The organism is Proteus genomosp. 4 str. ATCC 51469 (assembly GCF_003144375.1).
In the GTDB taxonomy this organism is placed as follows: Bacteria; Pseudomonadota; Gammaproteobacteria; order Enterobacterales; family Enterobacteriaceae; genus Proteus.
The window spans coordinates 151,106-175,173 of record NZ_PENV01000008.1; the positions used below are offsets into that span (position 1 = coordinate 151,106).

Below are 24,068 nucleotides of genomic sequence, written 5' to 3' on the forward strand. Positions count from 1 at the left end.
TAAGAAATAAAACAAGAGAGATGATGATGTTAGCGAAATATATATATCAAATTGTAAACCAAGAAGATAATTATCAAATTTTAAGTACTCAGAAATTTTGGGATAACTTAGCAGAAATAACCAGAGCAACTCATAGTTGGTTATTTCCTGATGGTGTCATCTTGAAATGCACAGAAGAGATAGAAACAGAGTTCTATGATAATGACGCTCAATGTCCTGAACATTGGATCACTTGGGAAATTGTAGAATCGAATAACAAAATTATCTCTCCTTGTCGGAAAGAATTTTTTAATTTATGTCAGCAAAATTTTTGGTTAAAAATGCAACTTGCTAATAATATATAAACATAAAATAAACTTTACTCTAGGCCTGTTTTACCTCTAGATTAATATACACTTCTATTGAGTTCATATATGGAAAAATTAAAGAGCAATCAAGAATATTTAGATAGAACTTTCACTAAACTTGATATTAATGAATTGGCACTTAACAATGTTATTTTTGAGGAATGTGAATTTCACCAGTGTAATTTTTATCTGCTGAGCTATTGCATTGCAAGTTTATACATTGTTTATTTGAACAATGTAATTTAAGTTTAGCTAATTTTCCTAATACTCGATTTTCTAATACTGAATTTGTTGGATGTAAACTTGTTGGTATTGACTGGACAAAAGCGCATTGGCCAAAATTCGATCTTTATTCTCAACTCAGTTTTAAAAATAGCATTTTAAACGGATGTAACTTTTTTGGATTAAAACTGAGCGAATCTATTTTTGAAGAGTGTAAATTACATGATGTGGATTTTAGAAATGCAGAGCTTCAAAGATCACTTATGGTAGGTTCTGATTTTTCTAATAGTTTGTTTATGCAAACAAATTTAGAAGGGGTCGATTTTACTCATTCGCATTCTTTTGATATTGATATTCGGCAAAATAAAATGACGAAAGCAATTTTTTCTAAAATAGAAGCACTCGATTTACTTAAATATCTTGATATTAAATTGATTGATTAATCACCATAGAGAGTTAAGTAATATTTAATTTGAGGTTACTGCACAGCATAAATATTTAAATTATTTAAAATAAGAGCTACATTGTATTAATAAAAAAATATATTTACTTTAGTTGACAGTTAAGTTTTTACGTTTAATAAATAATAAAATATTAATAATAGATAGAAAACAAAAAATCTAATTAAAATTTAAAATCAGTTTTTTTATGATTTTATAGACTTAATATTCCCTTAATAATAGAGAAAAATAAGGTAAGTTTGTTGTTGAGACAGATGGTCTTTTAATTATCAATTTAACCATAAGAATTTCTTTATAAAAATTAATTAATAACGTATTATTTATAAATAAAATTTATTGAGTATTAAACTCAATTTAATAAGAGAGCTAAATTCTAGTTTAGTTCCTTTTTTCTATCCTTTGTTTTTATATAGAGAATAAAAATGAATCGTAATTTATTTCTATCTACTTCGTTGTTAGCTATTTCTACACTTTCTTTTAATGTACAAGCCGCGTTAGATAATACTTTATCAGTAGGTTATGCTCAAAGTTCAATTAAATTGAATGATGATAAAATAGATGATAATCCTAAAGGGGTTAACTTTAAGTATAACCATGAATTTGATAATGAGTGGGGAGTTATTGGATCACTGACGTATACAAAATTAACCTATAATTATTATAGTCGTTGGGGAAAAATTGGTTCAAGTGAAATTGACTATGTTTCATTAACGGCTGGGCCTAGTTATCGTTTTAATGACTATTTTAGTGCATATGGTTTAATTGGTCTTGGTCACGTTAGCCAAGAAGATAAATATTATTATGTTAATGATACATATAGCAAAACGTCCATGGCTTATGGATTAGGTTTGCAAATTAATCCAATCCCAAACGTAGCAATTGATGCTTCTTATGAATACTCAAAATTTGATAATGCAAAATTTGGTACTTGGGTATTAGGTGTCGGTTACCGTTTCTAATATTAAGTTGATAAATAATATTTTTAAAAGGCCACATTATGTGGCCTTTTAAAAATCACATCATAAAATTGGAATTAATATTCCATTTAACACTTCATTCTAAATTTAAATACTTTTCATTTATTTCTATTTCAGTTTAAATATCATTTTTGGTCTATTTTTTAAAATATAATATTTATTATTAATTTATAAATAACAATATATTTATTTCCTTCAAATTTTTATTTATTGTTTAAGTGAGATTTTTACTCTATAACACTAAATTAATTTTAATGCTAATTATATTTTGGTGTTTTATTTTTTTATAGAATTTAATTTGTCGGGAAATATAATGAAATATAAACTATTTGTTTCAATGATCATGATTGTTTTGTCAACACTATCTTTTAGTACGTCGGCAACATTGAAAAATACATTTTCTTTAGGTTATGCACAAAGTCAATTAAAAATGGATAGTAATAATGTAATTGATACGCCTAAAGGTATTAATGTTAAATATAATTATAAATTAATGAATGATTGGGGCATGTTTGGCTCATTTACATATAATAAAGAAAAGTATTCTTTTGATATTAATGATAGTAAAGGGAATATAAATTATAATTATTACTTATTCTCTATAGGCCCAAGTTATCGTTTTAATGAATATATAAATTTATATGGTTTGATTGGTATTAGCTCAATTAACATGAAATTAAACTGTGAAAATAACTCTGGTAATATTCATTTCAATAAGATATCAAATAGTTATGGTGCGGGCTTACAATATAACCCGATTGCAAAACTTGCTATTGATGCATCTTACGAATACTCAAAGTTAAATAATATCGAATTTGGTACATGGGTGATCGGGCTTGGTTATCGATTCTAATTTTATTACGGTTCATTATAAAAAATAGATAAATTTTCTTTTTGATAAAAATGGTTGGTAATATGTTTATCAACCTTTATTTGAAAAATATAAGTTCATCGCTATAACTTAACATACAAAAAAATTATAATTTTTAATTATTCTTATTCAGATATAATAAATCATATTAAAAAATAATTTTTATTAGGAAATTATATGTTAACTATAATAAAAGCAGAACCTTCACACTATGATGAAATGATTACAGTTTGGGAATCATCGGTTAGAGCTACGCATGCATTTCTATCTGAAAATATTATTTTATCTCTTAAAAAAAATATTGTAGAACAGTATTTTCCTATGCTTAATACCTATATTGCGATAGACAATAATAATGTTATTCATGGGATCTTGGGTGCGGCAGAAAATAAATTAGAAATGCTCTTTGTTGATGCAAATTCTAGAGGGAATGGTTGTGGTAAATTGCTTGCAAATTTTGCGATAAATACATTGCATATTGATGAGTTAGATGTAAACGAGCAAAATCCTCAGGCAATTGGCTTTTATCTTTATATTGGATTTGAGCAAGTAGGGCGCTCTGAAGTAGATGGGCAAGGAAATCCTTTTCCATTATTGCATTTAAGATTAAATAAAAGTAAGTATAAATACTGAGAAAAATATATAAAGATATAAAATAGAAGAGACAGTGAAAATTATTATTATTTATCTTATATAAATAATAATTATCCACTTAAATTTGATTTATATCGTAATAATACTCATGATTTAATGAAATAATTTTTTCATAAATTAATAAATAATATAATAGTGGAATTATTATGAAAAAAAATTTAGTGATTATTTTATCTTTATTCATCCTATCGGCTTGCTCTGAGTCACAAGAAAATAGAGTTATTGAATATTGCATGGATACATTGAATATTTATAGCACAGTAACAAACGAGCAATGTCTGTGTTTTTATAATGAAGCGCGTGATAAATTTTCTTCAACTGAAATTGATAGAATGATCAAATCACCACCAATAAAACAAGATAGTACGCTCACAAGAGAAGGTACAATGTTTTTAACTATTGCTCATTCATCCAAATGCTTTGAGTGAATTACCCATATCAAAGGTAAAAATAGGTGAAAGGTACTAATTGCTTATGCTTATATTGCTTATGCTTATATAGTGTTTTTCATTTTCTATACCATTATTACCAAAGATATTGCATAAAGGGTAAATAAGCAAAAACTAAAGCGATGAACATAAACAAAAGACGAAATAATATTTTTTGTGTTTTTATTGTGGCATAGAGCATGACGATAATAACTGCTACGCAGATATACCAGTAAAATGCTCCAAAGAAAGCTAAGGCAAAAATAGCATCAATAATAAAGTGACTATCACTCATTTATTTCTCTCAGACATAAAAAATCACCTACTAAAACATAAGCAGGTGAAGATAAAGGTAATTATCAGGTGCGCAGTAAAACCGCGTTCTTCAGGGGGCGGATATCAAGATTTCCAAATAATATGGAACATAGGCTGTAATGGATCGCGACTAATTAGGACACGGCCAAAAATATCATCAATATCGGAATCGTCATCAGGTGCAAGACCAATAATCACTTCGCTAAAGCGAGCAGGTGTAACAGGAAGGCCGACAATAAACTGCCAATCATTACCTAATGGAACCACTTCAGCTGCGCCTCTTTCTTCAAATTGCAGGTTAAATAGTAATTGATCTGCAACATCCAAATTATCGACTGCTTGAGCTAAAAATAAATCATAAGCTTGTTCTAGAGCTTCATCTTCACTAATTAAGGTTGGTTCATTCATGGTAATGCCTGTTTATTATTCCAATAATTATCGCGTTGTTTGTATGATATTTTTGCTCATTTAGCAAAATATATTGTTACCTTTCTGATTATAACAGAGGGCTAAAGAAATAGCAGATACGCTCTAATACACGATTTAAGAATGGTCGTTTTTCCCATTCATCCATAGTTAATTCTGTAGAGCGAGCAATATAATCATACTGAACAATGCTTAAATCACTTCCAAAACCTTCATCATCAATAACAACGGTAATTTCAAAATTTAACCACAAACTACGCATATCAAGATTTACTGAACCTACCATACTGAGTTGCCCATCAACCATGACGCTTTTGGTATGTAATAAGCCATCTTCAAACTGAAAGACTTTCACACCTGCTTCGAGCATTTCTGTAAAAAATGCACGACTTGCCCAACGCACAAGAAAAGAGTCATTACTACGAGGCACTATAATACTTACCTCAACACCACGCATTGCTGCGGTTGAGATGGCATGTGCAAGATCGTCACTAGGTACAAAATAAGGTGTTGTGAGTACTAATTCTTTTCTTGCAGAATAAATAGCTGTGATTAAGGATTGTTGAATAAGCTCATCAGGAAACCCAGGGCCTGATGCGATAACCTGTGTTGTGTGACCACTTTCTTGTTCACAAGGCATGATATTATCATCAGGCGGTGGTGGTAAGTGACGTTCTCCGGTTTCCATTTCCCAATCAAAGGCATAAATCATCCCTAAAGTGGTTGAAACAGGGCCTTCCATTCTTACCATAATATCAATCCATTGACCAACGCCTGAATCTTGTTTGAAATAACGAGGATCAACCATATTCATACTTCCTGTGTAGGAAATATAGTTATCAATTAAGACGATTTTTCGATGCTGACGCAAATCCATACGGCGCAAGAAAAAACGGAATAAATTAACATGCAATGATTCGACAAACTCAATACCTGCCGCCCTCATCACATCAGGGCCTTTAGTTCGAAAGAAATTCCAACTACCAGCTGAGTCAACCATGATCCTACATTTTACGCCACGTTTAGCCGCTCTAATTAATGCCTCGGTGACTTCATCAACTAAACCACCTGATTGCCAAATATAAAAGACCATTTCAATGTTGTCGCGTGCATTATTAATATCACGTGTAATCGAATTGAGAGAATCTTCACAGGTTGTTAAAAGCTCAATTTTGTTACCTTTAACCCCTTTAATGCCCTGACGTTTAGCCGTTAATTGGAAAAGAGGTGTTGCAACATCACTCGTACTTGTCGCAAAGATATGCTTGCATTTTCTTAAGTCTTCAAGCCATGCAACAACAGAAGGCCACATTTGTTTAGCATGCTCAACGCGTCGTTTACCAAGATGTAATTCACCAAAGGCAAAATAAGCGATAACCCCAACTAGTGGCAGGATATAAATGATTAATAACCATGTCATGGTTGATGTGACGGGTCGTCGGTGCATTAGGACACGAAATGTGACCCCCGCAATTAATAGCCAATAGAAGAAAAAGGTTAGCCAACTTAATACAGTATAAAATGTTGTCATAGTAGAGCTATTTTCCGTTGAAAATGAATTGCATGAATGAGCAAAAGGCAATTTAATAAAAATAGTTCATTATTTTTGTTATTTGCCGAATGTTGTTATTAAATCAGGATTATTATCTCTGTCAAATCTCTTTATTGAGAGATAAGCATTAAATAAGCAATAAGATACAACTCATTATTTATTTTTTCTTTGTGAGAAATGCTCAAAGAATGGATGAAATTTAAGCAAATTATAAATCGCCCCTTGGATCACAAAATGAACGTCTTATAATACACCACTTATTCGAAAAAATAGGTGCTGATAGCATGAGACACAGTAGGAATGAAGTTGCACGTTGGCGAATGATGAGACAAGTATTACGTAAACGTCGTCGATGGTTAGAAGGGCAATCTCGTCGTAATTTCCGAATTTATAAACTTCGTAAACTTGATACTTCTAAAAAACATAGAGCGCTTTTGTTTGTTCAACACATAGAATGGAACTCATAATTCCACTTTTTAACACTTTATATCAATCATTTTGCTAAACGTTATTGAATATGATTGCTATTTGCATTTAAACTAGGGGCATTATTTTTTCTTTAGGTGAAATAAGATCAGTTATGCGTTGGAAGCTTTGGGTATTCATATCACTCTGTCTGCATGCCTCACTTGTTGCGGCAGCGATGTTATATGTTGTAGAAGATAAGCCAGTTACACCTGAGCCTATCTCTATACAAATGTTGGCATTTGCTGCAGATGAGCCTGCTGGCGAACCAGAACCTGTGGTTGAAGAAGTCACACCTCCAGAGCCTGAACCGGTTGTCGAGCCTGAACCCGAACCAGAGCCTGAACCTATTCCAGATGTGAAGCCTGTTATCGAAAAACCAATAGAGAAAAAACCAGAACCAAAACCGAAACCTAAGCCAAAACCAGTGGACAAACCCAAACCGCCTGTTGAGCGACCACAACCTTTAGTTGTTAATAAAGGTAATGATCTCAAAAATCTTAACCCGACGGCAAAGCCAAGTGATAAAGGTGACGAAAAACCAGTTGCAGTGGCAAGTAGCGGTGAAGGCAAAGTACCTAATGCAGTACGTCAAGGTTTACCTGAATATCCACCACGAGCACGCGCTGTGGGGATGGAAGGTTCAATTAAAGTTCGTTTTGATGTTGATGCTGATGGAAGAGTTGATAATGTAGAAATTATTTCTGCTGATCCTAAAAATGTGTTTGAGCGCGAAGTAAAAAGAGCGATGCGTCAATGGCGTTATGAAAAAATTCCTTATAAAGGAAAAGTGGTTCTGATTGAGTTCAAAATGACAGGAATATCAGCAAGCTAATTTTTATAAAATTAGTGGTTAAACAAAGTGATATCATTATTTGATACCAGATAAATAAAAGGCACTTTAATAAGTGCCTTTTTAGTATTTAATTTTTAATGTTTTCACGCTATTCGCCGTAATCGAATTGTCGTAATAGCTTTTTATTCCATTGTGCTTGTTAGCGTGAAGTGCGCTTTACCTTCAGGTAAGCGACGAGCTGAATTGTTCTCGTCAACAGCAACGTAGGTAAATACAGCCTCTGTTGCACGATAGCGTTGGCCGACAGGTTCTGTGGCGACTTTCTTAACCCAGACTTCAATATTAACAGTAATTGAAGAGTTGCCAGTTTTTAAGCAACGTGCGTAGCAACAGACGACATCGCCAACAGCAACAGGTTTAAGAAAGGTAATGCCCGTTACGCTTACAGTAACGACACGACCTAACGCAATTTCTTTTGCTAAAATTGCACCACCAATGTCCATTTGAGACATTAACCAGCCACCGAAAATATCACCATTGGCGTTAGTATCAGCAGGCATGGCAAGGGTACGTAAAACGAGCTCACCATTAGGCAAAGATTGTTGTTCAGTCATGGGGAATAATGTATCTATTAATGTTGAAACCAAGGAGATATTTACTCGTTATACTTCAAGCCGTAGCGTTACTCGTAGCAACTCATTTATTTGTCGCCTAGCTGTACTTGAGTTATTTAGAGTTCACATCTCCCAATAAAATAAAAATGATTATTCAGATTTTGAATGAGCATCATGTGATGTCGGTTTAGATGCTTGTTTTGTCATATCATCTGATAATAGGTGTTCACCATTTTGTGGGGCTTCTTCTTCAGTTTGTTCTTCTGGTAAACGATTATTCCAGATATAAACTACACTGGCGATAGTAAAGATAAAGGTCAAAATGGTTAAACCGAAGACTTTAAAATTAACCCAAGTCTCTTCTGGTAAAGAGAATGCCACGTAGATATTACCTAAGGCACAAGCAAAAAAGAAAATCACCCAAGCTATATTTACTTTTTTCCAATTAGCCGCAGGCATGGCAAGCTCTTTACCTAACATTCTTTCCATTAATGTTTTAGGTGTAAATAGTTGCATACCAATTAATACAACGGCAAAAATGGCATATATGGCCGTGACTTTCCATTTAATAAAATCAGCCGAATGGAAGAAGATAGTTAATGAGCCAAAAATAGTGACAACAATAGCCGTAATGAGTGGTGCTTTTTCAACTTTATGGAAAATAAGCCACGTCAAGCCGACTGAAATCCACGTAGCGACAATTAATGCACCTGAAGCGTAGAAAATATCTTGCCATTTATAGAAGATAAAAAACACTAATAGTGGAGCGAAATCAAGTAATTGCTTAAGCCAGCCATTTTTCATAACAAATAGGAACCTATGGTAATTAAATTCATAAACTAGGCTATTCTAATGCAAAGCGACAGGAAATGGGTAAACAATTGCATATCTTTAATTATGAAGTGCTGATTTATATAAAAAACACGGTTTTTCTCTGAAATAACTCAATGAAAAATCAACATAATTGCATTTAGGGGGGGATTAAAATTAAAGCTTGAGTTATGAAAGAGGATTTAAATATCACTCTAGTATATGATTCAGTAACTCATCAACATTATCGCTACTTTTTGATGAATGCATAAATAAAAAAGTATTTCTGATAAGAGGAAATCAATGAACGGAAAAAGAATAATAAAATGGATGCCAGGATTAGGCTTATTGTTTAATTATAAGCGTGATTATTTTGGCTATGACTTAAAAGCAGGGCTTTCTGTTGCTGCCGTTGCATTGCCAGTCGCAATTGCTTATACCGAATTATTAGGGATTAACCCAATTGTTGGATTATATGCCTGTATTTTTCCTATGATTATTTATGCGTTATTTGGCACATCGCGCCAGTTAATTACAGGGCCTGATGCCGCAACCTGTGCTGTTATTGCTGCCGTTGTTATTCCATTATCTGCTGGTGACGAGAATGCTAGATGGCAACTTGCAATTATTATGACGGCAATGACGGGATTTTGGTGTATTTTAGCCAGCCATTTTCGGTTAGGGGCTTTTACTGATTTTCTATCTCGACCTATTTTACAAGGACTTTTAAATGGTGTCGCGATCACCATTATGGTTGGGCAAATCAGTAAAGTATTTGGTTTTGATACTTCCCCCGATCACCTAATTGAAAAATTAATTGAAGTTCCATTTCGATTAATGGATGCGCATTTACCCACAGTGTTAATGTCTGCAATAACATTAGCACTCTTATTAGGCATTCGTTATTTTCGTAGTCGATGGCCAGCCCCTTTAATTGCGATGGTCGTGATGACGTATTTAAGTTGGCAATTTGATTTAGCAAGCTTTGGTATTGCTATCGTAGATAAAGATGCAGGAAATGTTGATCTGTTTTTACCTGTTGTATCTATGACGGGATTCCATCCTGGTGTCTTGAGAGAATTGTTAGTTCCATCTATAAACTTGGCAGTTATTAGCTTCGTTAGTTTTATGATGACGGCCCGCAGTTTTGCCAGTAAGAACGGTTATGATGTCGATGCAGATCAAGAGTTAAAAGCGTTAGGTATTGCCAATATTGCGGCAGCGCTTTCTCAAGGATTCGCGGTTAGTGCGGCAAGTAGTCGTACTGCAGTCAATGACTCTGTTGGTGGGAAAACGCAGTTAGTTTCTATTATCGCAGCACTGGTTATTCTGCTAGTACTATTATTTATGACCGATTTTCTCGCCTATATTCCATTATCTTCATTAGGCATAGTCTTGATTGTTTCTTCATGGTCTTTACTAAGTATTCGTCATATTTGGTCTTATCGTAAACGTAATAAACAAGCATTTACCTTGGCATCATTCACCTTATTAGCTGTGTTGTTGGCAGGGCTAATTAATGGTATCGGCTTTGCCGTTTTATTAGGTTTGTTACAATTTTTACGTATTGTTTTTCGTCCAAGCGATCAATTATTGGGTGTTGATGAACAGGGTATGGTTCACTCAATGAATAAAGATAATGGCATTGAGCCTATTGATGGCTTAATGATGTATCGGTTTAATTCACCACTGACTTATTTTAATGTGGGTTATTTTAAAAAACGGGTACTCCAACTTGTTGATAATGCACCTCAACGACCAGCATGGTTAGCGGTAGATGCAGCTGTAAGCTTTACCTATGACGATGTCAGTGTGTTTGCTGCTATTGATGAACTAATACGAGAATTGCGAATAAAAGGCGTTAAATTAGTTTTAGCTGGGCGCAGAACAGAATTAAATCGTTGGATTGAACGTAATAAGATTTCACTCAATGAAGATGATTTGATTATTGCTCCCGATCTTTATTTTGTGATCCGACTTTATCAAAGCCGACAACAAATTAAAGAGAAGCAAAAAGAAGCAAGAAAAGAGGCATTAAAGCAAGAAGCTGAGAATAGTGAAGACTCGATATTAGAAGTGCCAATAGAGAGCCATGCATCAACACATTAAGCATTTTGGTTAAGTTTTACCAGTGGTGATGAATACAAAGTAAAATCCCGTGATAAGTTGTTAGCTTATACACGGGATTTTTTATCGGTAAATTTTGTAGATAGCTATGCTTTGAACAAATTAGCGAGTTTGTTGTGTTGTGTATTTGTTTTCAACCAACATAAACAAACGAAATAGGTAAATAATCATCCACGCTGAAGCCATATTTTTCAAAAGATAGAATAAGAAATTATGGACAAGATCAGGTAGTTGAATTGTAAGATTACTTACAAAACCAATACCAAACTGCAATAAGATCCAAATGCCTAATGCAGGAATAAGTGATCCTGACTCACTAAATCCAATTTTCCAACCTAAACGTATTGCACTTCCCATATTTTGTTGGCGCACTAAAACAACGGGGGCTAATGCAAAACCAATGAGCAAAATGATGCCAGGAATAATCATCACCATAAAACCAGCGCTAATTAAAATAGAGCACAGGACAATCAGTAAAAACATTTTTGGTAAGCGAGGTAAGCAGGCGTTAAATGTTTGCCCTAAGGTGACATTATGACCTGCAGAGATTGCCATAGCGAACATCAATAAGGTGAGAACCAAGATGCTTTGCTGTAATGTTTCGAATGCATACAGTGATAATACTTTTTTGGCAACACCCACGACACTGTTTGACATTGCTTCTAACTCGGCAGGAGAAGCAGAAGAAAGCTGTGTATTTTTAAAATTAGCCACAAATTCAATCATCAATTGGTATTCTTGAGGATTAGGGCCAATTAAGACATGAACTATTGCTAAAACAACAGCAAGGATAGCGGAAAGGGTAACAATACTACGTCGTTCATTCTTATAAAAATTAAGACTGTCTCGATAGATTGTGCGTGCCGTGGTAGGCATGAAACTGCTCCTATAAAAATAGACTGTGTCAATGCGCGCTATTGTACCTTTTACAACAGCAAAAAGGGATATTTTCTATCAAACCGCTTATTAAGCTTATTTCTTGATCTTGATAGTCACTGCACACTCATTATTTAAATTAAACTAAACATTATTTTAACATAAAAATAACCTTATTTTTAAATGTGTCTTTTTAGGATGTTTTTTATTCAAAAAATATTACTAATAATAAATTTAATTATAAGAAAAAATTGTATTAATGGGTAATTTGATGTGGATCAATTATAAATAATCATATTGATAAATAATAAAAAGAGAAATAACACTTTCTGCAAAAATAATTCCAAAGTTGTGATCGGTATTAGATCATAATTATCAATAAATGGTTATATTTTTAGCGGAGATTTTACTTATTACAGGAATGGGTTAAATAATGAAAAAACTTTCTGCGCTTATTTTAGCGGCTGCAACTCTTGCGCCTTCTATTTCTTTCGCTCACCAAGCGGGTGATTTCTTATTCCGTGCAGGTACTGCAACTGTTCGTCCTAATGCAGGCTCTGATAATGTATTAGATATTGGTCATTTTGAAGCTAATAATAATACCCAATTAGGTTTAACTTTCGGGTATATGATCACTGATAATATTGGTGTTGAATTATTAGCAGCGACTCCTTTTGAGCACAAAGTATCATTAACAAACTTTGGTGAAATTGCGACAGTTAAACATTTACCACCAACATTAATGGCACAATATTACTTTGGTAATGGTGAAGATAAATTACGTCCTTATTTAGGTGCAGGTCTTAACTTTACTACTTTCTTTGATGAAAAATTCAATTCAGCGGGTAAAGGTGCTGGTTTATCTGACTTAGACCTCAAGGATTCATGGGGCTTTGCAGCACAAGCTGGCTTAGATTATAACCTCGATAAAAACTGGATGTTGAATGCGTCTGTTTGGTGGATGAACATCGAAACGGATGTTAAATTTAAAGCGGGTGATGATAGACAATCAATCAGTACACGTTTAGACCCATTTGTATTTATGTTTGGTGTGGGCTACCGTTTCTAATTATTCTTTCTTTAAAAGAATATCTCATAATGAAAAAGCGAAGTTTATCTTCGCTTTTTTTATGTTTTAAATTTACAAGACAACACTCATTTTTAGATTATCAAAAGATACCATTTTATTGTTAATACTTAAAATAAGAGTCATTTTTAAATAGTGTTAAATAAATAAAGGTGTATTTAAAATGGAACATTTTATATTTAAATATCTTATAAGTTGTATTTAATATGCACCTTAATGCTCGGCTATAAATAAATTAAAAATTATTTATTTCTATTTATTAATAATAAATAGCATCGTAATTGATAAAACTGGGTATTATATAGGTGTATTTAAAATGCATCTTTATATTTAATTTTAGTAAAAGTGCGTTATCTATCAATGGATAGATAAAATCTATAGAGAAATAAAAAGGATTAACAAGGTCTCACACTGATAATAACAAAGCGGTTGGTTTTTGAACGCAAAATGATTAGTAATTCTTTTGTTTTGCTCTTTTTATGAGCTGTTTTTAAAGCTCGACAAAAGCAGGCTATTTTTGATTGATTTTAGTTTTTTGCAAAATTTGATCTGAATTATGATAATCGCTACAAATAAACATAAACTTATAAACGAAAAAAGACCACCGAGGTGGTCTAAACGTAAAGCTAAAGAAAGACTAGAATAAAAAAGGGATCAGCGAACAACCATAGAGTTGATAACGCCTTTTACGCCTGTAACTTTGCGTGTTGTTTCAATGGCACGATTAGCATCCGCTTGAGAAGAAACGAAACCACTTAATTGAACTTTACCTTTAAAAGTTTCAACGCTAATTTGTGTTGAATTAAGATTTTTTTCACCGATTAGTGCTGTTTTAACTTTGGTGGTGATCACGGAGTCATCAAAATAACCCCCAGTACCTTCTGACGTTGCAGTTGGAGAACATGCAGACAACGTAAATGCCATCAGTAATGCCGCCATGACAGCAGAGATTTTTGCCCATAGTTTCATTATCAAACTCCTTATACATTGCGTAATTGATTGAGTATTTCTGAAAAGAAAACATAAAGCACTTTATAAAGTATGTGCAAAAAATAAAATATTGCCAAATTTTTATAGGTATTAATTGTGTTACTTTAACTGGAGAAAGAAGAGGGATTGCGCCATTTCATGCAGACTAAGCCCAAAAACGGGCTTTCAAAAGCGAGAGTCAATAAATGATGAGTTAAGAGTAATCCGCTTAGAAAAATAGCAAACTATTCTCCTAAAGCGGATTGATTACGATAGTTATGCGAGTGTAGCCGCTTTCATTTCTTTGACAAATTGAGTAAGCGCTTTAAGCATCACTTCAGGTTGATGAAGATTTTTCTCAATAATTTGTACAACGGCTGATCCTGAAATAGCACCTGCGGCACCATTTGCAATAGCCTCTTTGACTTGTTTTGGCTCTGAAATACCAAATCCTTGTAATGCAGGTGGTGCATTATAAGTTTTTAATTTGTCAGTAAGGTGTGTTAGCGATTGTTCAGCACGTTTATCTGTTCCTGTTACGCCAGCTCTTGAGAGTAAATAGGTATAGCCTTTACCTGAGATGGCTAATTCTTGTAAAAGCTCATCATCAGCATTAGGCGGGCAAATAAAGATAGGATCGATATTCACTCGCTGGGCTGCTTCTCGGAACTCTTTTGATTCACGTAAGGGCACATCACCAATTAAGACAGAATCGACACTAGCTTGTTGGCATTTACCATAAAAATTATCAATCCCATTACTAAAAACAAGGTTGGCATAAACTAATAGACCAATAGGAATATTAGGATGTTTTTTACGTACATTGGTTAATAGCGCAAAGCAATCAGTGGGGGTTACGCCAACATTGAGAGCACGTAAATTAGCGCCTTGAATAGTAGGACCATCTGCAAGAGGATCTGAAAAAGGAATACCAATCTCTAAAGCATCTGCACCACCTTCAATTAACGCATCAATAATTTGTAGTGATAGCTCAGGAGAAGGATCACCTAATGTTACAAAGGGAACAAATGCACCTTGTTGTTTTTGTGCTAATGCATCAAAGCAGTTTTGATAACGGCTCATTAGATTTCTCCTCTTGCTGCTAAAATATCGTTTACAGTAAAAATGTCTTTATCGCCACGGCCTGATAAGTTCACAATCAGTAATTGCTCTTTATCAGGATTTTGAGCAATTAATTTAAGTGCGTAAGCTAGAGCATGAGAGGATTCTAATGCTGGAATAATACCTTCTCGGCGTGAGAGTGCTTTAAATGCTTCTATGGCTTCATCATCTGTAACAGAAACATAATCAGCACGACCAATGCTATTTAGATGTGCGTGCTGAGGCCCGACAGATGGGAAGTCAAGACCTGCTGAAATTGAATAAGATTCTTCAATTTGTCCTTCATCTGTCTGCATAATAGGGGATTTCATCCCAAAATAGATCCCTAATTTACCATGTTTTAGTGGTGCGCCATGTTCACCCGTTTCAATGCCTTTACCTGCAGGTTCAACACCAATTAGCTGTACTGACGTTTCAGGAATAAATGAAGCAAATAACCCGATAGCATTTGAACCACCACCAATACAGGCAATAGCTGCATCGGGTAGACGGCCTTCACGCTCTAGGATCTGTGCTTTAGCTTCATCACCAATCATACGTTGGAATTCGCGTACAATTGTTGGGTAAGGATGGGGGCCTGCTGCGGTTCCTAGTAAATAGTGAGCGCGATCGTAACAACCAGACCAGTCGCGTAATGCTTCATTACAGGCATCTTTTAGGGTAGATGAGCCACTATGAACAGGAATAACCTCAGCACCCATTAAGCGCATACGAAAGACGTTAGGTGATTGACGTTCAACATCTTTTGCACCCATATAGATACGACATTTCATATTAAGTAGTGCGCAGGCCAAAGCAGTTGCAACACCATGTTGACCAGCACCCGTTTCCGCAATTATTTCGGTTTTCCCCATACGTTTTGCCAGTAATGCTTGACCTAATACTTGGTTAGTTTTATGAGCGCCACCATGCAGTAAATCTTCACGTTTTAGATATAAACGAGTTCGCGTGCCTTCTGTTAAATTACGGCAAAGGGTTAATGCTGTTGGTCTACCTGCATAATTTTTTAATAAATCTTGGAATTCTTGCTGAAATGACGGATCGTTTTGTGCATCAATAAAAGCTTGTTCGAGTTGATCCAATGCAGGAATTAAGATTTCAGGTACATATTGGCCACCAAATTCGCCAAAGTAGGGGTTAAGTTTTCTCATTGTGATGTCATCCTGTTTAAAATTTTATCTTTATGAAATTTAGTTTCGCTGTAATTGTGCAAATACTTGATCCAGACGTTGTGCATCTTTTATGCCAGGAGCTGATTCTACTCCTGAGTTAAAATCAAGCCCGATACAGCCTGTTTTAACTGCATCCAAACAGTTTTCACTATTAAGACCGCCTGCAAGTAATGCTTTTTCACGTATTGTGTTTGGAATTTTTTGCCAATTAAACGTTGTTCCTGTACCGCCTGTGCCGTTATCAAGTACATATTTATTAACGTGTAAAACAGGAGGAATATCACTGTGGATTGCCATGTTTATTGCTTGCCAAATCTCACAGCTAGGCTGAATTTTTTGTCTAAGTTGCTCAATAAACTGAGCATCTTCTTGCCCATGTAATTGAATGGCAGATAAATTAAGTTTTTCAGCATAGTCACAAATAAGTGCAATGGGCTGGTTTTGAAAAACACCTACAAATGCTAAGGGAGCTTGTGTTATCAGCTCTTGGGCTTGTGACAATGTCACTTTGCGCGGGGATTTCTCTGCGAAAATCAATCCCGCATAATAAGCACCGGCTTGATAAACCGCTTTTACATCTTGTGTACGAGTTAACCCGCACACTTTATGCTTTCCCAAAACGAGTGCTCTTACTGCTTGGTCAATATTTTCTTGTGACATTAAGGCACTACCTACCAAAAAACCATTAGCATATTGGCTTAACTCTTGGACCTGTTGATGGGTATGAATACCTGACTCGCTGATCACGATGGTATCTTCAGGTAAACCTTGGCTTAATTGCGGAGTACGTGCTAAATCAATAGAGAGATCACGCAAGTCGCGATTATTAATACCAATAACTTTGGCATTAAGCTTAATTGCTCGTTGACGCTCTTCTTCTGTGCTGACTTCGGTCAATACACCCATATTTAATTGATGAGCAACCGTTGATAGCGCGCGATATTGTTCATCGTCTAAGACAGAGAGCATTAATAAAATCGCATCTGCTTGATAAAAACGTGCTAAATAGATTTGGTAATCATCAATAATAAAATCTTTGCACAAAACGGGCTGATGTACGGCTTGGCTGACTTGACGTAAATAATCAAAGTTTCCTTGAAAATACTTTTCATCAGTTAATACCGAAATTGCCGCAGCATAAGGCTGATAAATTTTTGCAATTGTAGCGGGATCAAAATCAGCACGAATTAATCCTTTTGAGGGCGATGCTTTTTTACACTCTAAAATAAAAACAGTATTAGGTTGAGTTAATGCCTGATAAAACGAGCGTGTTGATGGCACTATTTGATGCACAAATTCTGATAATGGTTGGCTTGCTTTACGTGCAATCAGATATTCTGCTTTATCTTTTACAATGGCGTTTAATACAGTCATGTTTTTATCCTCTTGCTGCTAATGCGGTGACACGATTTATTGCTTTACCGCTATAAATGGTGTGCATAGCAACTTCAGTATTCATTTTTAAATCTTCTTGCCCATGTAAACGCATTAATAAAGCGACATTAGCTGCGACAGATTCGGTATGTGCTCTTTTTCCTTCACCTTGCAGTAAGCTTGCCAATAATTGGCGGTTAACTTCAGGTGTACCACCTTCTAAATCGGCCATTGAACAAGGACGAAGACCAAAATCACTTGGTGTGAGTTCATAACGTGTAATTTCACCATTACGTAATTCAGCGACTTGAGTCGGTGCATGTAACGACACTTCATCCATACCACCACTGTGTACCACAGCAGCGCGTTCATAACCCAATACTTTTAGCGTGTCTGCAATAGGCATTAATAACTCAGGGCTATAAACACCAATTAATGCCAATGGTGGGCGAGCTGGATTAATCAAGGGACCTAATACGTTAAATAAGGTGCGTGTTTTTAGTTGTTGGCGCACTGGGGCTGCAAAACGAAAACCACTGTGATACTGCGGTGCGAATAAAAAGCAAAGTCCCACTTCATCTAATAATTGACGTGCATCATCCGCACTTCTGTCTAATGGAATACCAAAAGCAGCGAGTAAGTCTGATGAGCCTGAGCGACTAGATACGCTACGATTACCGTGTTTCGCCACTTTGATACCGACTTCTGCCGCTACGAATGCGCTAGCTGTTGAGATATTGATGCTGTTCGCGCCGTCGCCACCAGTGCCAACAATATCGCAAAAGGTGTAATCAGGACGAGGAAATGGCAGTGCATTTTCAAGTAATGCTCGTACAGCACCAGCAATTTCTTGTGGATGTTCACCACGCATTTTCATGCTAATTAATACAGCGGCTAATTGTGATTCTGTTAATTCACCACGGATAATCGCGCTAAACAGGGTTTGGCTTTCTTCTAATGTTAACTGTTGTGCGCTAAATAATTTGTTGAAGATAGTTTCCATTTTATTCGTCTCCTTTAGGAGTTAATGCCCATGCGATTGTTTGTTCTAAGAGTTGTGCGCCTTTGGTGGTTAAAATTGATTCTGGGTGAAACTGAAAACCACAAGTTTTATGTTGACGGTGACGCACCGCCATAACAGTGTTATCGCACCAAGCATTAATAATAAGTTGTTCTGGAACGTGTTCTCCTGAAAGCGAATGATAACGAGCAACGGGTAAAGGATTAGGTAAATTCACAAACATTTCGCTGTTATCATGTTCAGCCAATGTCGCTTTACCGTGTAAGATCTCTCCACATGAAGAAACTTTGCCACCGTAAGCTTCAATGATGGCTTGATGACCTAAACAGATACCAACAACAGGTAATGTACCTAGTACACGTTTCAACAATTCAGGCATACAGCCTGCTTGTGAAGGTGCACCTGGCCCTGGGGATAACAGTAAAATCGGGTTATCGAGTTCGCATAGTTTTTGTTCAATAAAATCAGCAGTGACGCTATTGCGATAAATGACAACGTTATTGCCAAGGCTACGTAATTGATCGACAAGGTTATAAGTAAAAGAGTCGATGTTATCGAGAAGTAAGATCGTTGCCATTAGCAAGCCTCCTGTATTTGTATTTCTGTATGAGCTTGTAAAATGGCATTGATTACAGCTTGTGATTTATTGCGGGTTTCTTCCGCTTCCATTTTGGGATCTGAGTCGAGCACAATTCCGGCTCCGACTTGAATAGTGGCAATATTATTTTCAACATAAGCAGAGCGAATAACTATGCAAGTATCAAAATCACCGGCACCAGTAAAATAACCAATGGCTCCACCATAGCTACCACGTTTTGTTTTTTCATAACGAGCAATTAATTGCATAGCACTGACTTTAGGGGCACCTGATAGTGTTCCCATATTCATACATGCTTGGTAAGCATGGAAAATATCTAAGTCATCACGTAATTTTCCAACTACTCTAGATACTAAGTGCATTACAAAAGCGTAACGATCAACTTTTGTTAGCTCTGCAACATAGCGGCTGCCTGCTTGGCAAATACGTGCTAAATCATTACGCGCCAAATCAACTAACATTAAATGCTCTGAAAGTTCTTTGGTGTCAGTACGCATTTCTAGCTCAATGCGACTGTCTAAATCTGCATTAATTGAACCATCAGCATTGCGTCCTCTAGGACGAGTTCCTGCAATTGGGTAGATTTCAATTTGGCGATCACTGGTTTGATATTTCAGTGCGCTTTCTGGGGATGCACCAAAAACAGTGAATAGAGCATCTTGCATATAAAACAGATACGGGCTTGGGTTTTTCTGTTTCAACACTTGATATGCGGCAAGTGGTGAAGGGCAAGCTACTTGAAAACGACGTGATGGTACGACTTGGAAAATATCACCACGACGAATATAGGTTTTCATTGCCTCAACGATATCACCATAGCCTTTATCGTCCATATTGGTGTGTATTGTTGAACCTTTCGCTGTTAAAGCGTGGCGAATAGGGTGTTTTAATGGTTGTTTAGCCAGTGAAATTAATTCAGTTTGTCGTAAAGCGAGACGTTGGCATTCTGTTTTATCATCAGTAAATGCAATGGAAACCAACTGACTATCTTTATTTTGATGGTCGATCACGATTAATTGTTCGGCTAAATAAAAGCAATAATCAGGGCAAGAAAAATCACTTTCTAATTCAGGAATAGATTCAAACCCGCAGACTAAGTCATACGCAAATAAGCCACCAACAAAGATAAAGTTTGCATCTTTAATGTCTTTATTAACAAGAAAGAAACGCAACGCATCAAATACGCTAGCTGATTTTAATTTGCTTTCTTCATCGGTCTCTTGTGAAGGTGTAGCAAAAGTAAAAACACACTGTTTGTCGCTCTCTGACGTTAAATTAGCTTTTTCTTTTAGTGCGATTTTTAATGCGGGCAATAACGCTTGTCCATTAACACTTAGTACATCAATAGTGACTTGATTTTTTACTGCACTGATGCGTAATGCACTATCAACAATTAATAAGCTTTTTAGGTTTGCTTTAGTGTCGATTTGTGCGGATTCTAGCAATAATGTGTAATGTTGATTTTCACATAATGTATTGAAAAGCAAAGCTGGTTCGCTGTGATAAGGCAGTGGCGTTGCCTTGGTATTAAATGAAAATGCAAGTGATGTATTCATTGTTATCGCTCTATATTATTTTCTTTATTTACTGTTTTTAAAGCATAAAAAAACCCGCGTAGGCGGGTTTTAGATATCACTGACGTTAAGCAGGAGATCAAACCGCCCATAAAAGAGTGTTGCGCCACCAAAGAGCGATAAGATGTTGATTGATATTCATAAGATCTCCTTACAGCTAACGACAAATAAACAGAAAGTGAACTAGCTCGTGTTGCGTACTAGTAAACTGGATTGCGTTAGGTTCGTCAAGTACTTTATGGCATACTCTTTAAAAATTATTATCTTGCTAAGGTGAAAAGGGAGACGTGATGACTGAAGGGCTATCTGATTTAAGAGTGATTTATGATTTACACAGCCACACTACCGCGTCAGATGGCGAGCTTTCACCAGAAGAACTGGTTGATAGAGCGATAGAGCGTCAAATTAATGTTTTAGCGATTACGGATCACGATACAACAGCGGCAATTACACCTGCTAAGCATTATATTGCAGAAAAAAATCTGCCTCTTACTCTGATATCAGGTGTCGAAATATCGACTTTGTGGGAGAATATAGAAATCCATATTGTTGGATTAAATATGGATATAGACCATAACGCAATGAAATCGCTCCTTTCATCACAAAGCCAATGTCGTGAAACACGTGCGATAATGATAGGTGAACGATTAGAAAAAGCAGGTATTGCCAATGCTTTTGAAGGCGCTAAAGCGCTAGCGCATGGTGGGCAAGTAACAAGAGGGCACTTTGCCCGATTTTTAGTGAATGACGGACATGTTGCCTCAGTTAATAAAGTATTTAAACGTTATTTAGCGAAAGGAAAAACAGGCTATGTACCCCCGCAATGGTGCTCAATAGGTGACGCGGTCACGGCAATTCATGCTGCTGGTGGTGTTGCAGTGTTAGCACATCCGGGTCGATATGGTCTATCTTCTAAATGGTTAAAACGATTAACACTTTATTTTAAACAACAAGGTGGTGATGCAATCGAAGTGGCACAATGCCAACAACCACCACAAGAACGGGAACAACACGCGGCATTAGCTCAATCTTATGAGTTAAAAGCTTCGTTAGGTTCTGATTTTCATCGTCCTTGCTCGTGGATAGAGTTGGGGCGTAATTTATGGTTACCCGGTGGCGTTGAACCAGTTTGGTCGCTATGGCAGGAGTAACATCAGAAATTCGTTGAGGGATGTATGAGCCAACTTTTTTATATTCACCCTGATAATCCGCAGGCTCGTTTAATTGAACAAAGTGCTGATATTTTACGCAAAGGCGGAGTGGTGATTTATCCAACAGATTCTGGCTATGCTATTGGCTGTTGTTTAGAAAACAAAGATGCAATGACGCGGATTTGTCGTATTCGTCAATTAGATAAAAACCATAATTTCACACTGATGTGTCGTGATCTGTCAGAAATCGCTAATTACGCTTATGTTGATAACGTGGTATTTCGTTTAATAAAAAATAATACCCCAGGTAATTACACCTTTATCTTAAAAGCGACTAAAGATGTACCAAAGCGTTTGATGAATGATAAACGTAAAACGATTGGCTTGCGTGTTCCTTCTAACCCTATTGCATTAGCATTGTTAGAAAATATTGGTGAGCCATTGATGTCAACTAGCCTGATCTTACCGGGTAATGATTTTGCCGAGTCTGATCCTGAAGAAATCAACGATTTATTAAGCAAACAAGTTGATTTAGTGATCCATGGTGGCTATTTAGGTCAAAAACCTACAACAGTAATTGATTTAACAGAAGATAGCCCAGTGATAATCCGAGAAGGTACCGGAGATATTACTCCATTTCAGTAAATGATTTGGTCGATTAAACTAAATATCGATTCGATAGATGCATAGTGAAGAAATTTATCGTGAGATAAAGAGATAAAAGGTGAAGGGATTTATTGCTTGTGTTAAATTTATACATTGCGATAAAAATCACGGTGCTTGTTTTTAACATCGATTATGTCAATGAGCGTTTTCGTTGATGCGTTAATATGCATACAAAAGAAGCAGTTAAAACCGTCATGCTATTTTATCGAAACTATTTATCACAATGTTGATGTGAAAATCATCAACATTGTTCACTATTGAATCAATAAACCTGTGTTTATTAGTGAGTTTAATAAACATGGGTTATTTTTTACTTAATTGATTTTTAAAAATTAATTCTATTTTTATGACGCCTGTGAAGGCGACACATGAGGTTGTTTCATGAGCGATAAATCGCAACGTACTGAAAAATTACAAAAAATCCTTGCTCGTTCTGGTCACGGCTCTCGTCGTGAGATTGAAGGTTACCTTCAAGAAGGACGTATCAGCATTGATGGTACAAAAGCAAAATTAGGTGATCGTATTGATGTCACCACAACAGCAAAAATCCGCTTAGATGGTCGTATTTTAAATATTCGCGAAGCCCAAAAAGATGTTTGTCGAGTGTTAGCGTATTACAAACCTGAAGGTGAACTGTGTACTCGTAGTGATCCACAAGGCCGTCCTACCGTTTTCCAACGTCTTCCACGTCTTAACAGTGCTCGCTGGATCGCTGTTGGTCGTCTTGATGTGAATACCAGTGGATTATTGCTATTTACAACAGATGGTGAATTAGCTAACCGTTTAATGCACCCAAGCCGAGAAGTGGAACGTGAATATGCGGTTCGTGTTTTCGGTGAAATTGATGATGCTAAAATTCGTCAATTAACTCGTGGTGTGCAATTAGAAGATGGCCCAGCGTCATTCCGCTCTGTTTCTTATCGTGGTGGTGAAGGGATTAACCAATGGTACAACGTTTCACTGACAGAAGGCCGTAACCGTGAAGTTCGCCGTATGTGGGAAGCGGTTGGTGTTCAAGTAAGTCGTCTTATTCGTGTTCGCTATGGTGATATTGATTTACCTAAAGGTCTACCACGCGGTGGCTGGGTAGAGCTTGGGTTAGAGCAGATTAACTACTTGCGTCAACTGGTTGAGTTAAATGATGAAACAGTAACAAAAGTAGCGGTAGAAAAAGACCAACGTCGAATTAAAGCAAATCAAATTCGTCGTGCGGTTAAGCGTCATACTAAAATATCAGCTCGCACCTCTACATCACCTGCAAAAAGAGCGTCAAGTCGTCGTCAATCAGCTGGAAATAATAAGTAGTTTTCGAATAATTATTTATTATTTTAAATTAAAATATCATTTTTCATTAAGAGGCAGCCAATAAACATTGGGTGCCTCTTTTTTGATG

At 35.8% G+C, this 24,068-nt stretch carries 23 protein-coding genes and 2 pseudogenes; 13 read left to right on the plus strand and 12 right to left on the minus strand.

Going from position 1 to position 24,068, the window contains the following annotated elements; all coding sequences use genetic code 11:
* Positions 1 to 23: 23 nt before the first annotated feature.
* From DK866_RS09695 to DK866_RS09720, 6 genes are all read left to right on the plus strand, one after another.
* Complete coding sequence (locus tag DK866_RS09695; protein ID WP_109408732.1) at positions 24 to 344, plus strand: hypothetical protein; 321 nt, start codon at positions 24 to 26, stop codon at positions 342 to 344.
* A gap of 203 nt (positions 345 to 547) precedes the next feature.
* Positions 548 to 1,012 carry a pentapeptide repeat-containing protein gene (locus DK866_RS09700; protein WP_244179681.1) on the plus strand — a complete coding sequence of 155 codons (465 nt, stop codon included), beginning with the start codon at positions 548 to 550 and terminating at the stop codon, positions 1,010 to 1,012.
* Positions 1,013 to 1,452: 440 nt separating this feature from the next.
* A complete protein-coding gene (locus DK866_RS09705; protein WP_109408733.1) occupies positions 1,453 to 1,989 on the plus strand; it encodes an Ail/Lom family outer membrane beta-barrel protein in 537 nt (178 codons plus the stop codon).
* Between the two features lie 331 nt (positions 1,990 to 2,320).
* A complete protein-coding gene (locus DK866_RS09710; RefSeq protein WP_109408734.1) occupies positions 2,321 to 2,860 on the plus strand; it encodes an Ail/Lom family outer membrane beta-barrel protein in 540 nt (179 codons plus the stop codon).
* 195 nt (positions 2,861 to 3,055) lie between these two features.
* Positions 3,056 to 3,511, plus strand: a complete 456-nt coding sequence (locus DK866_RS09715) for a GNAT family N-acetyltransferase (protein ID WP_109408735.1) — start codon at positions 3,056 to 3,058, stop codon at positions 3,509 to 3,511.
* Positions 3,512 to 3,678: 167 nt separating this feature from the next.
* Positions 3,679 to 3,960: a hypothetical protein gene (locus DK866_RS09720; protein ID WP_109408736.1), complete on the plus strand. Its 282-nt coding sequence runs from the start codon at positions 3,679 to 3,681 to the stop codon at positions 3,958 to 3,960.
* A 97-nt stretch (positions 3,961 to 4,057) separates the two neighbouring features.
* Here the strand turns inward: DK866_RS09720 and DK866_RS09725 are convergent, their stop codons facing one another.
* The 3 genes from DK866_RS09725 to cls all read right to left on the minus strand — a co-directional run bounded on the left by DK866_RS09725 (position 4,058) and on the right by cls (position 6,232).
* Positions 4,058 to 4,255 carry a hypothetical protein gene (locus tag DK866_RS09725; protein WP_109408737.1) on the minus strand — a complete coding sequence of 66 codons (198 nt, stop codon included), beginning with the start codon at positions 4,253 to 4,255 and terminating at the stop codon, positions 4,058 to 4,060.
* Between the two features lie 104 nt (positions 4,256 to 4,359).
* Positions 4,360 to 4,689 (minus strand): HI1450 family dsDNA-mimic protein, encoded by a 330-nt coding sequence (locus tag DK866_RS09730; RefSeq protein WP_409076918.1) that lies wholly within the window; start codon positions 4,687 to 4,689, stop codon positions 4,360 to 4,362.
* A gap of 82 nt (positions 4,690 to 4,771) precedes the next feature.
* Complete coding sequence (gene cls / locus DK866_RS09735; protein WP_109408739.1) at positions 4,772 to 6,232, minus strand: cardiolipin synthase; 1,461 nt, start codon at positions 6,230 to 6,232, stop codon at positions 4,772 to 4,774.
* Positions 6,233 to 6,537: 305 nt separating this feature from the next.
* Between cls and DK866_RS09740 the strand changes: the two genes are divergently transcribed.
* Both DK866_RS09740 and tonB read left to right on the plus strand, forming a co-directional pair.
* On the plus strand, positions 6,538 to 6,720 hold the full coding sequence (locus DK866_RS09740) for a YciY family protein (protein WP_109408740.1): 183 nt from the start codon (positions 6,538 to 6,540) through the stop codon (positions 6,718 to 6,720).
* Positions 6,721 to 6,833: 113 nt separating this feature from the next.
* The gene (gene tonB, locus DK866_RS09745) at positions 6,834 to 7,553 is read left to right on the plus strand and encodes a TonB system transport protein TonB (RefSeq protein WP_109408741.1); all 720 of its coding nucleotides are present in this window, start codon (positions 6,834 to 6,836) and stop codon (positions 7,551 to 7,553) included.
* Between the two features lie 143 nt (positions 7,554 to 7,696).
* Here the strand turns inward: tonB and yciA are convergent, their stop codons facing one another.
* Both yciA and DK866_RS09755 read right to left on the minus strand, forming a co-directional pair.
* Positions 7,697 to 8,128, minus strand: coding sequence for an acyl-CoA thioester hydrolase YciA (gene yciA / locus DK866_RS09750; protein ID WP_006536988.1), 432 nt, complete (start codon positions 8,126 to 8,128; stop codon positions 7,697 to 7,699).
* A gap of 255 nt (positions 8,129 to 8,383) precedes the next feature.
* Positions 8,384 to 8,932, minus strand: a pseudogene (locus tag DK866_RS09755) (septation protein A); the annotation flags it as partial.
* A gap of 309 nt (positions 8,933 to 9,241) precedes the next feature.
* Here DK866_RS09755 and DK866_RS09760 point away from each other — a divergent pair.
* The gene (locus DK866_RS09760) at positions 9,242 to 11,047 is read left to right on the plus strand and encodes a SulP family inorganic anion transporter (protein WP_167395482.1); all 1,806 of its coding nucleotides are present in this window, start codon (positions 9,242 to 9,244) and stop codon (positions 11,045 to 11,047) included.
* A 120-nt stretch (positions 11,048 to 11,167) separates the two neighbouring features.
* Here DK866_RS09760 and DK866_RS09765 read toward each other — a convergent pair whose 3' ends face one another.
* Positions 11,168 to 11,941: a YciC family protein gene (locus DK866_RS09765; RefSeq protein WP_109408744.1), complete on the minus strand. Its 774-nt coding sequence runs from the start codon at positions 11,939 to 11,941 to the stop codon at positions 11,168 to 11,170.
* 433 nt (positions 11,942 to 12,374) lie between these two features.
* On the opposite strand from DK866_RS09765, the gene ompW reads away from it, so the two are divergent.
* Positions 12,375 to 13,010 (plus strand): outer membrane protein OmpW, encoded by a 636-nt coding sequence (gene ompW, locus DK866_RS09770; protein WP_109408745.1) that lies wholly within the window; start codon positions 12,375 to 12,377, stop codon positions 13,008 to 13,010.
* Between the two features lie 672 nt (positions 13,011 to 13,682).
* Here the strand turns inward: ompW and DK866_RS09775 are convergent.
* The 6 genes and pseudogenes from DK866_RS09775 to DK866_RS09805 form a co-directional block, all read right to left on the minus strand.
* Positions 13,683 to 13,997, minus strand: coding sequence for a BON domain-containing protein (locus DK866_RS09775; protein ID WP_036937135.1), 315 nt, complete (start codon positions 13,995 to 13,997; stop codon positions 13,683 to 13,685).
* Positions 13,998 to 14,273: 276 nt separating this feature from the next.
* A complete protein-coding gene (gene trpA / locus DK866_RS09780; RefSeq protein WP_109408746.1) occupies positions 14,274 to 15,080 on the minus strand; it encodes a tryptophan synthase subunit alpha in 807 nt (268 codons plus the stop codon).
* Positions 15,080 to 16,270 carry a tryptophan synthase subunit beta gene (gene trpB, locus DK866_RS09785; protein WP_036937130.1) on the minus strand — a complete coding sequence of 397 codons (1,191 nt, stop codon included), beginning with the start codon at positions 16,268 to 16,270 and terminating at the stop codon, positions 15,080 to 15,082. Before trpB ends, trpA begins: the two co-directional genes overlap by 1 nt.
* Positions 16,271 to 16,309: 39 nt before the next feature.
* Positions 16,310 to 17,665 (minus strand): bifunctional indole-3-glycerol-phosphate synthase TrpC/phosphoribosylanthranilate isomerase TrpF, encoded by a 1,356-nt coding sequence (gene trpCF / locus DK866_RS09790; protein ID WP_109408747.1) that lies wholly within the window; start codon positions 17,663 to 17,665, stop codon positions 16,310 to 16,312.
* Between the two features lie 4 nt (positions 17,666 to 17,669).
* A pseudogene (trpD, locus tag DK866_RS20140) lies at positions 17,670 to 19,263 on the minus strand (bifunctional anthranilate synthase glutamate amidotransferase component TrpG/anthranilate phosphoribosyltransferase TrpD).
* On the minus strand, positions 19,263 to 20,840 hold the full coding sequence (locus DK866_RS09805; protein WP_109408750.1) for an anthranilate synthase component 1: 1,578 nt from the start codon (positions 20,838 to 20,840) through the stop codon (positions 19,263 to 19,265). Before DK866_RS09805 ends, trpD begins: the two are co-directional and overlap by 1 nt.
* Positions 20,841 to 21,148: 308 nt before the next feature.
* Between DK866_RS09805 and rnm the strand changes: the two genes are divergently transcribed.
* The 3 genes from rnm to rluB all read left to right on the plus strand — a co-directional run bounded on the left by rnm (position 21,149) and on the right by rluB (position 23,980).
* On the plus strand, positions 21,149 to 22,009 hold the full coding sequence (rnm, locus tag DK866_RS09810) for an RNase RNM (protein ID WP_109408751.1): 861 nt from the start codon (positions 21,149 to 21,151) through the stop codon (positions 22,007 to 22,009).
* Between the two features lie 24 nt (positions 22,010 to 22,033).
* Entirely contained in the window at positions 22,034 to 22,654 is a 621-nt protein-coding gene (locus DK866_RS09815) for an L-threonylcarbamoyladenylate synthase (protein WP_072067997.1), read from the plus strand.
* A 402-nt stretch (positions 22,655 to 23,056) separates the two neighbouring features.
* Positions 23,057 to 23,980, plus strand: a complete 924-nt coding sequence (rluB, locus tag DK866_RS09820; RefSeq protein ID WP_036937111.1) for a 23S rRNA pseudouridine(2605) synthase RluB — start codon at positions 23,057 to 23,059, stop codon at positions 23,978 to 23,980.
* Positions 23,981 to 24,068 lie beyond the last annotated feature (88 nt).

Coding starts and splice junctions, on each gene's coding strand:
- rnm (WP_109408751.1), top strand. CDS start 21,149: ATGACTGAAGGGCTATCTGATTTAAGAGTGATTTATGATTTACACAGC.
- DK866_RS09740 (WP_109408740.1), top strand. CDS start 6,538: ATGAGACACAGTAGGAATGAAGTTGCACGTTGGCGAATGATGAGACAA.
- DK866_RS09695 (WP_109408732.1), top strand. CDS start 24: ATGATGTTAGCGAAATATATATATCAAATTGTAAACCAAGAAGATAAT.
- trpB (WP_036937130.1), bottom strand. CDS start 16,270: ATGAGAAAACTTAACCCCTACTTTGGCGAATTTGGTGGCCAATATGTA.
- DK866_RS09705 (WP_109408733.1), top strand. CDS start 1,453: ATGAATCGTAATTTATTTCTATCTACTTCGTTGTTAGCTATTTCTACA.
- trpCF (WP_109408747.1), bottom strand. CDS start 17,665: ATGACTGTATTAAACGCCATTGTAAAAGATAAAGCAGAATATCTGATT.
- tonB (WP_109408741.1), top strand. CDS start 6,834: ATGCGTTGGAAGCTTTGGGTATTCATATCACTCTGTCTGCATGCCTCA.
- DK866_RS09715 (WP_109408735.1), top strand. CDS start 3,056: ATGTTAACTATAATAAAAGCAGAACCTTCACACTATGATGAAATGATT.
- rluB (WP_036937111.1), top strand. CDS start 23,057: ATGAGCGATAAATCGCAACGTACTGAAAAATTACAAAAAATCCTTGCT.
- DK866_RS09720 (WP_109408736.1), top strand. CDS start 3,679: ATGAAAAAAAATTTAGTGATTATTTTATCTTTATTCATCCTATCGGCT.
- cls (WP_109408739.1), bottom strand. CDS start 6,232: ATGACAACATTTTATACTGTATTAAGTTGGCTAACCTTTTTCTTCTAT.
- trpA (WP_109408746.1), bottom strand. CDS start 15,080: ATGAGCCGTTATCAAAACTGCTTTGATGCATTAGCACAAAAACAACAA.
- DK866_RS09710 (WP_109408734.1), top strand. CDS start 2,321: ATGAAATATAAACTATTTGTTTCAATGATCATGATTGTTTTGTCAACA.
- DK866_RS09760 (WP_167395482.1), top strand. CDS start 9,242: ATGAACGGAAAAAGAATAATAAAATGGATGCCAGGATTAGGCTTATTG.
- DK866_RS09815 (WP_072067997.1), top strand. CDS start 22,034: ATGAGCCAACTTTTTTATATTCACCCTGATAATCCGCAGGCTCGTTTA.
- ompW (WP_109408745.1), top strand. CDS start 12,375: ATGAAAAAACTTTCTGCGCTTATTTTAGCGGCTGCAACTCTTGCGCCT.
- yciA (WP_006536988.1), bottom strand. CDS start 8,128: ATGACTGAACAACAATCTTTGCCTAATGGTGAGCTCGTTTTACGTACC.
- DK866_RS09725 (WP_109408737.1), bottom strand. CDS start 4,255: ATGAGTGATAGTCACTTTATTATTGATGCTATTTTTGCCTTAGCTTTC.
- DK866_RS09765 (WP_109408744.1), bottom strand. CDS start 11,941: ATGCCTACCACGGCACGCACAATCTATCGAGACAGTCTTAATTTTTAT.
- DK866_RS09775 (WP_036937135.1), bottom strand. CDS start 13,997: ATGAAACTATGGGCAAAAATCTCTGCTGTCATGGCGGCATTACTGATG.
- DK866_RS09805 (WP_109408750.1), bottom strand. CDS start 20,840: ATGAATACATCACTTGCATTTTCATTTAATACCAAGGCAACGCCACTG.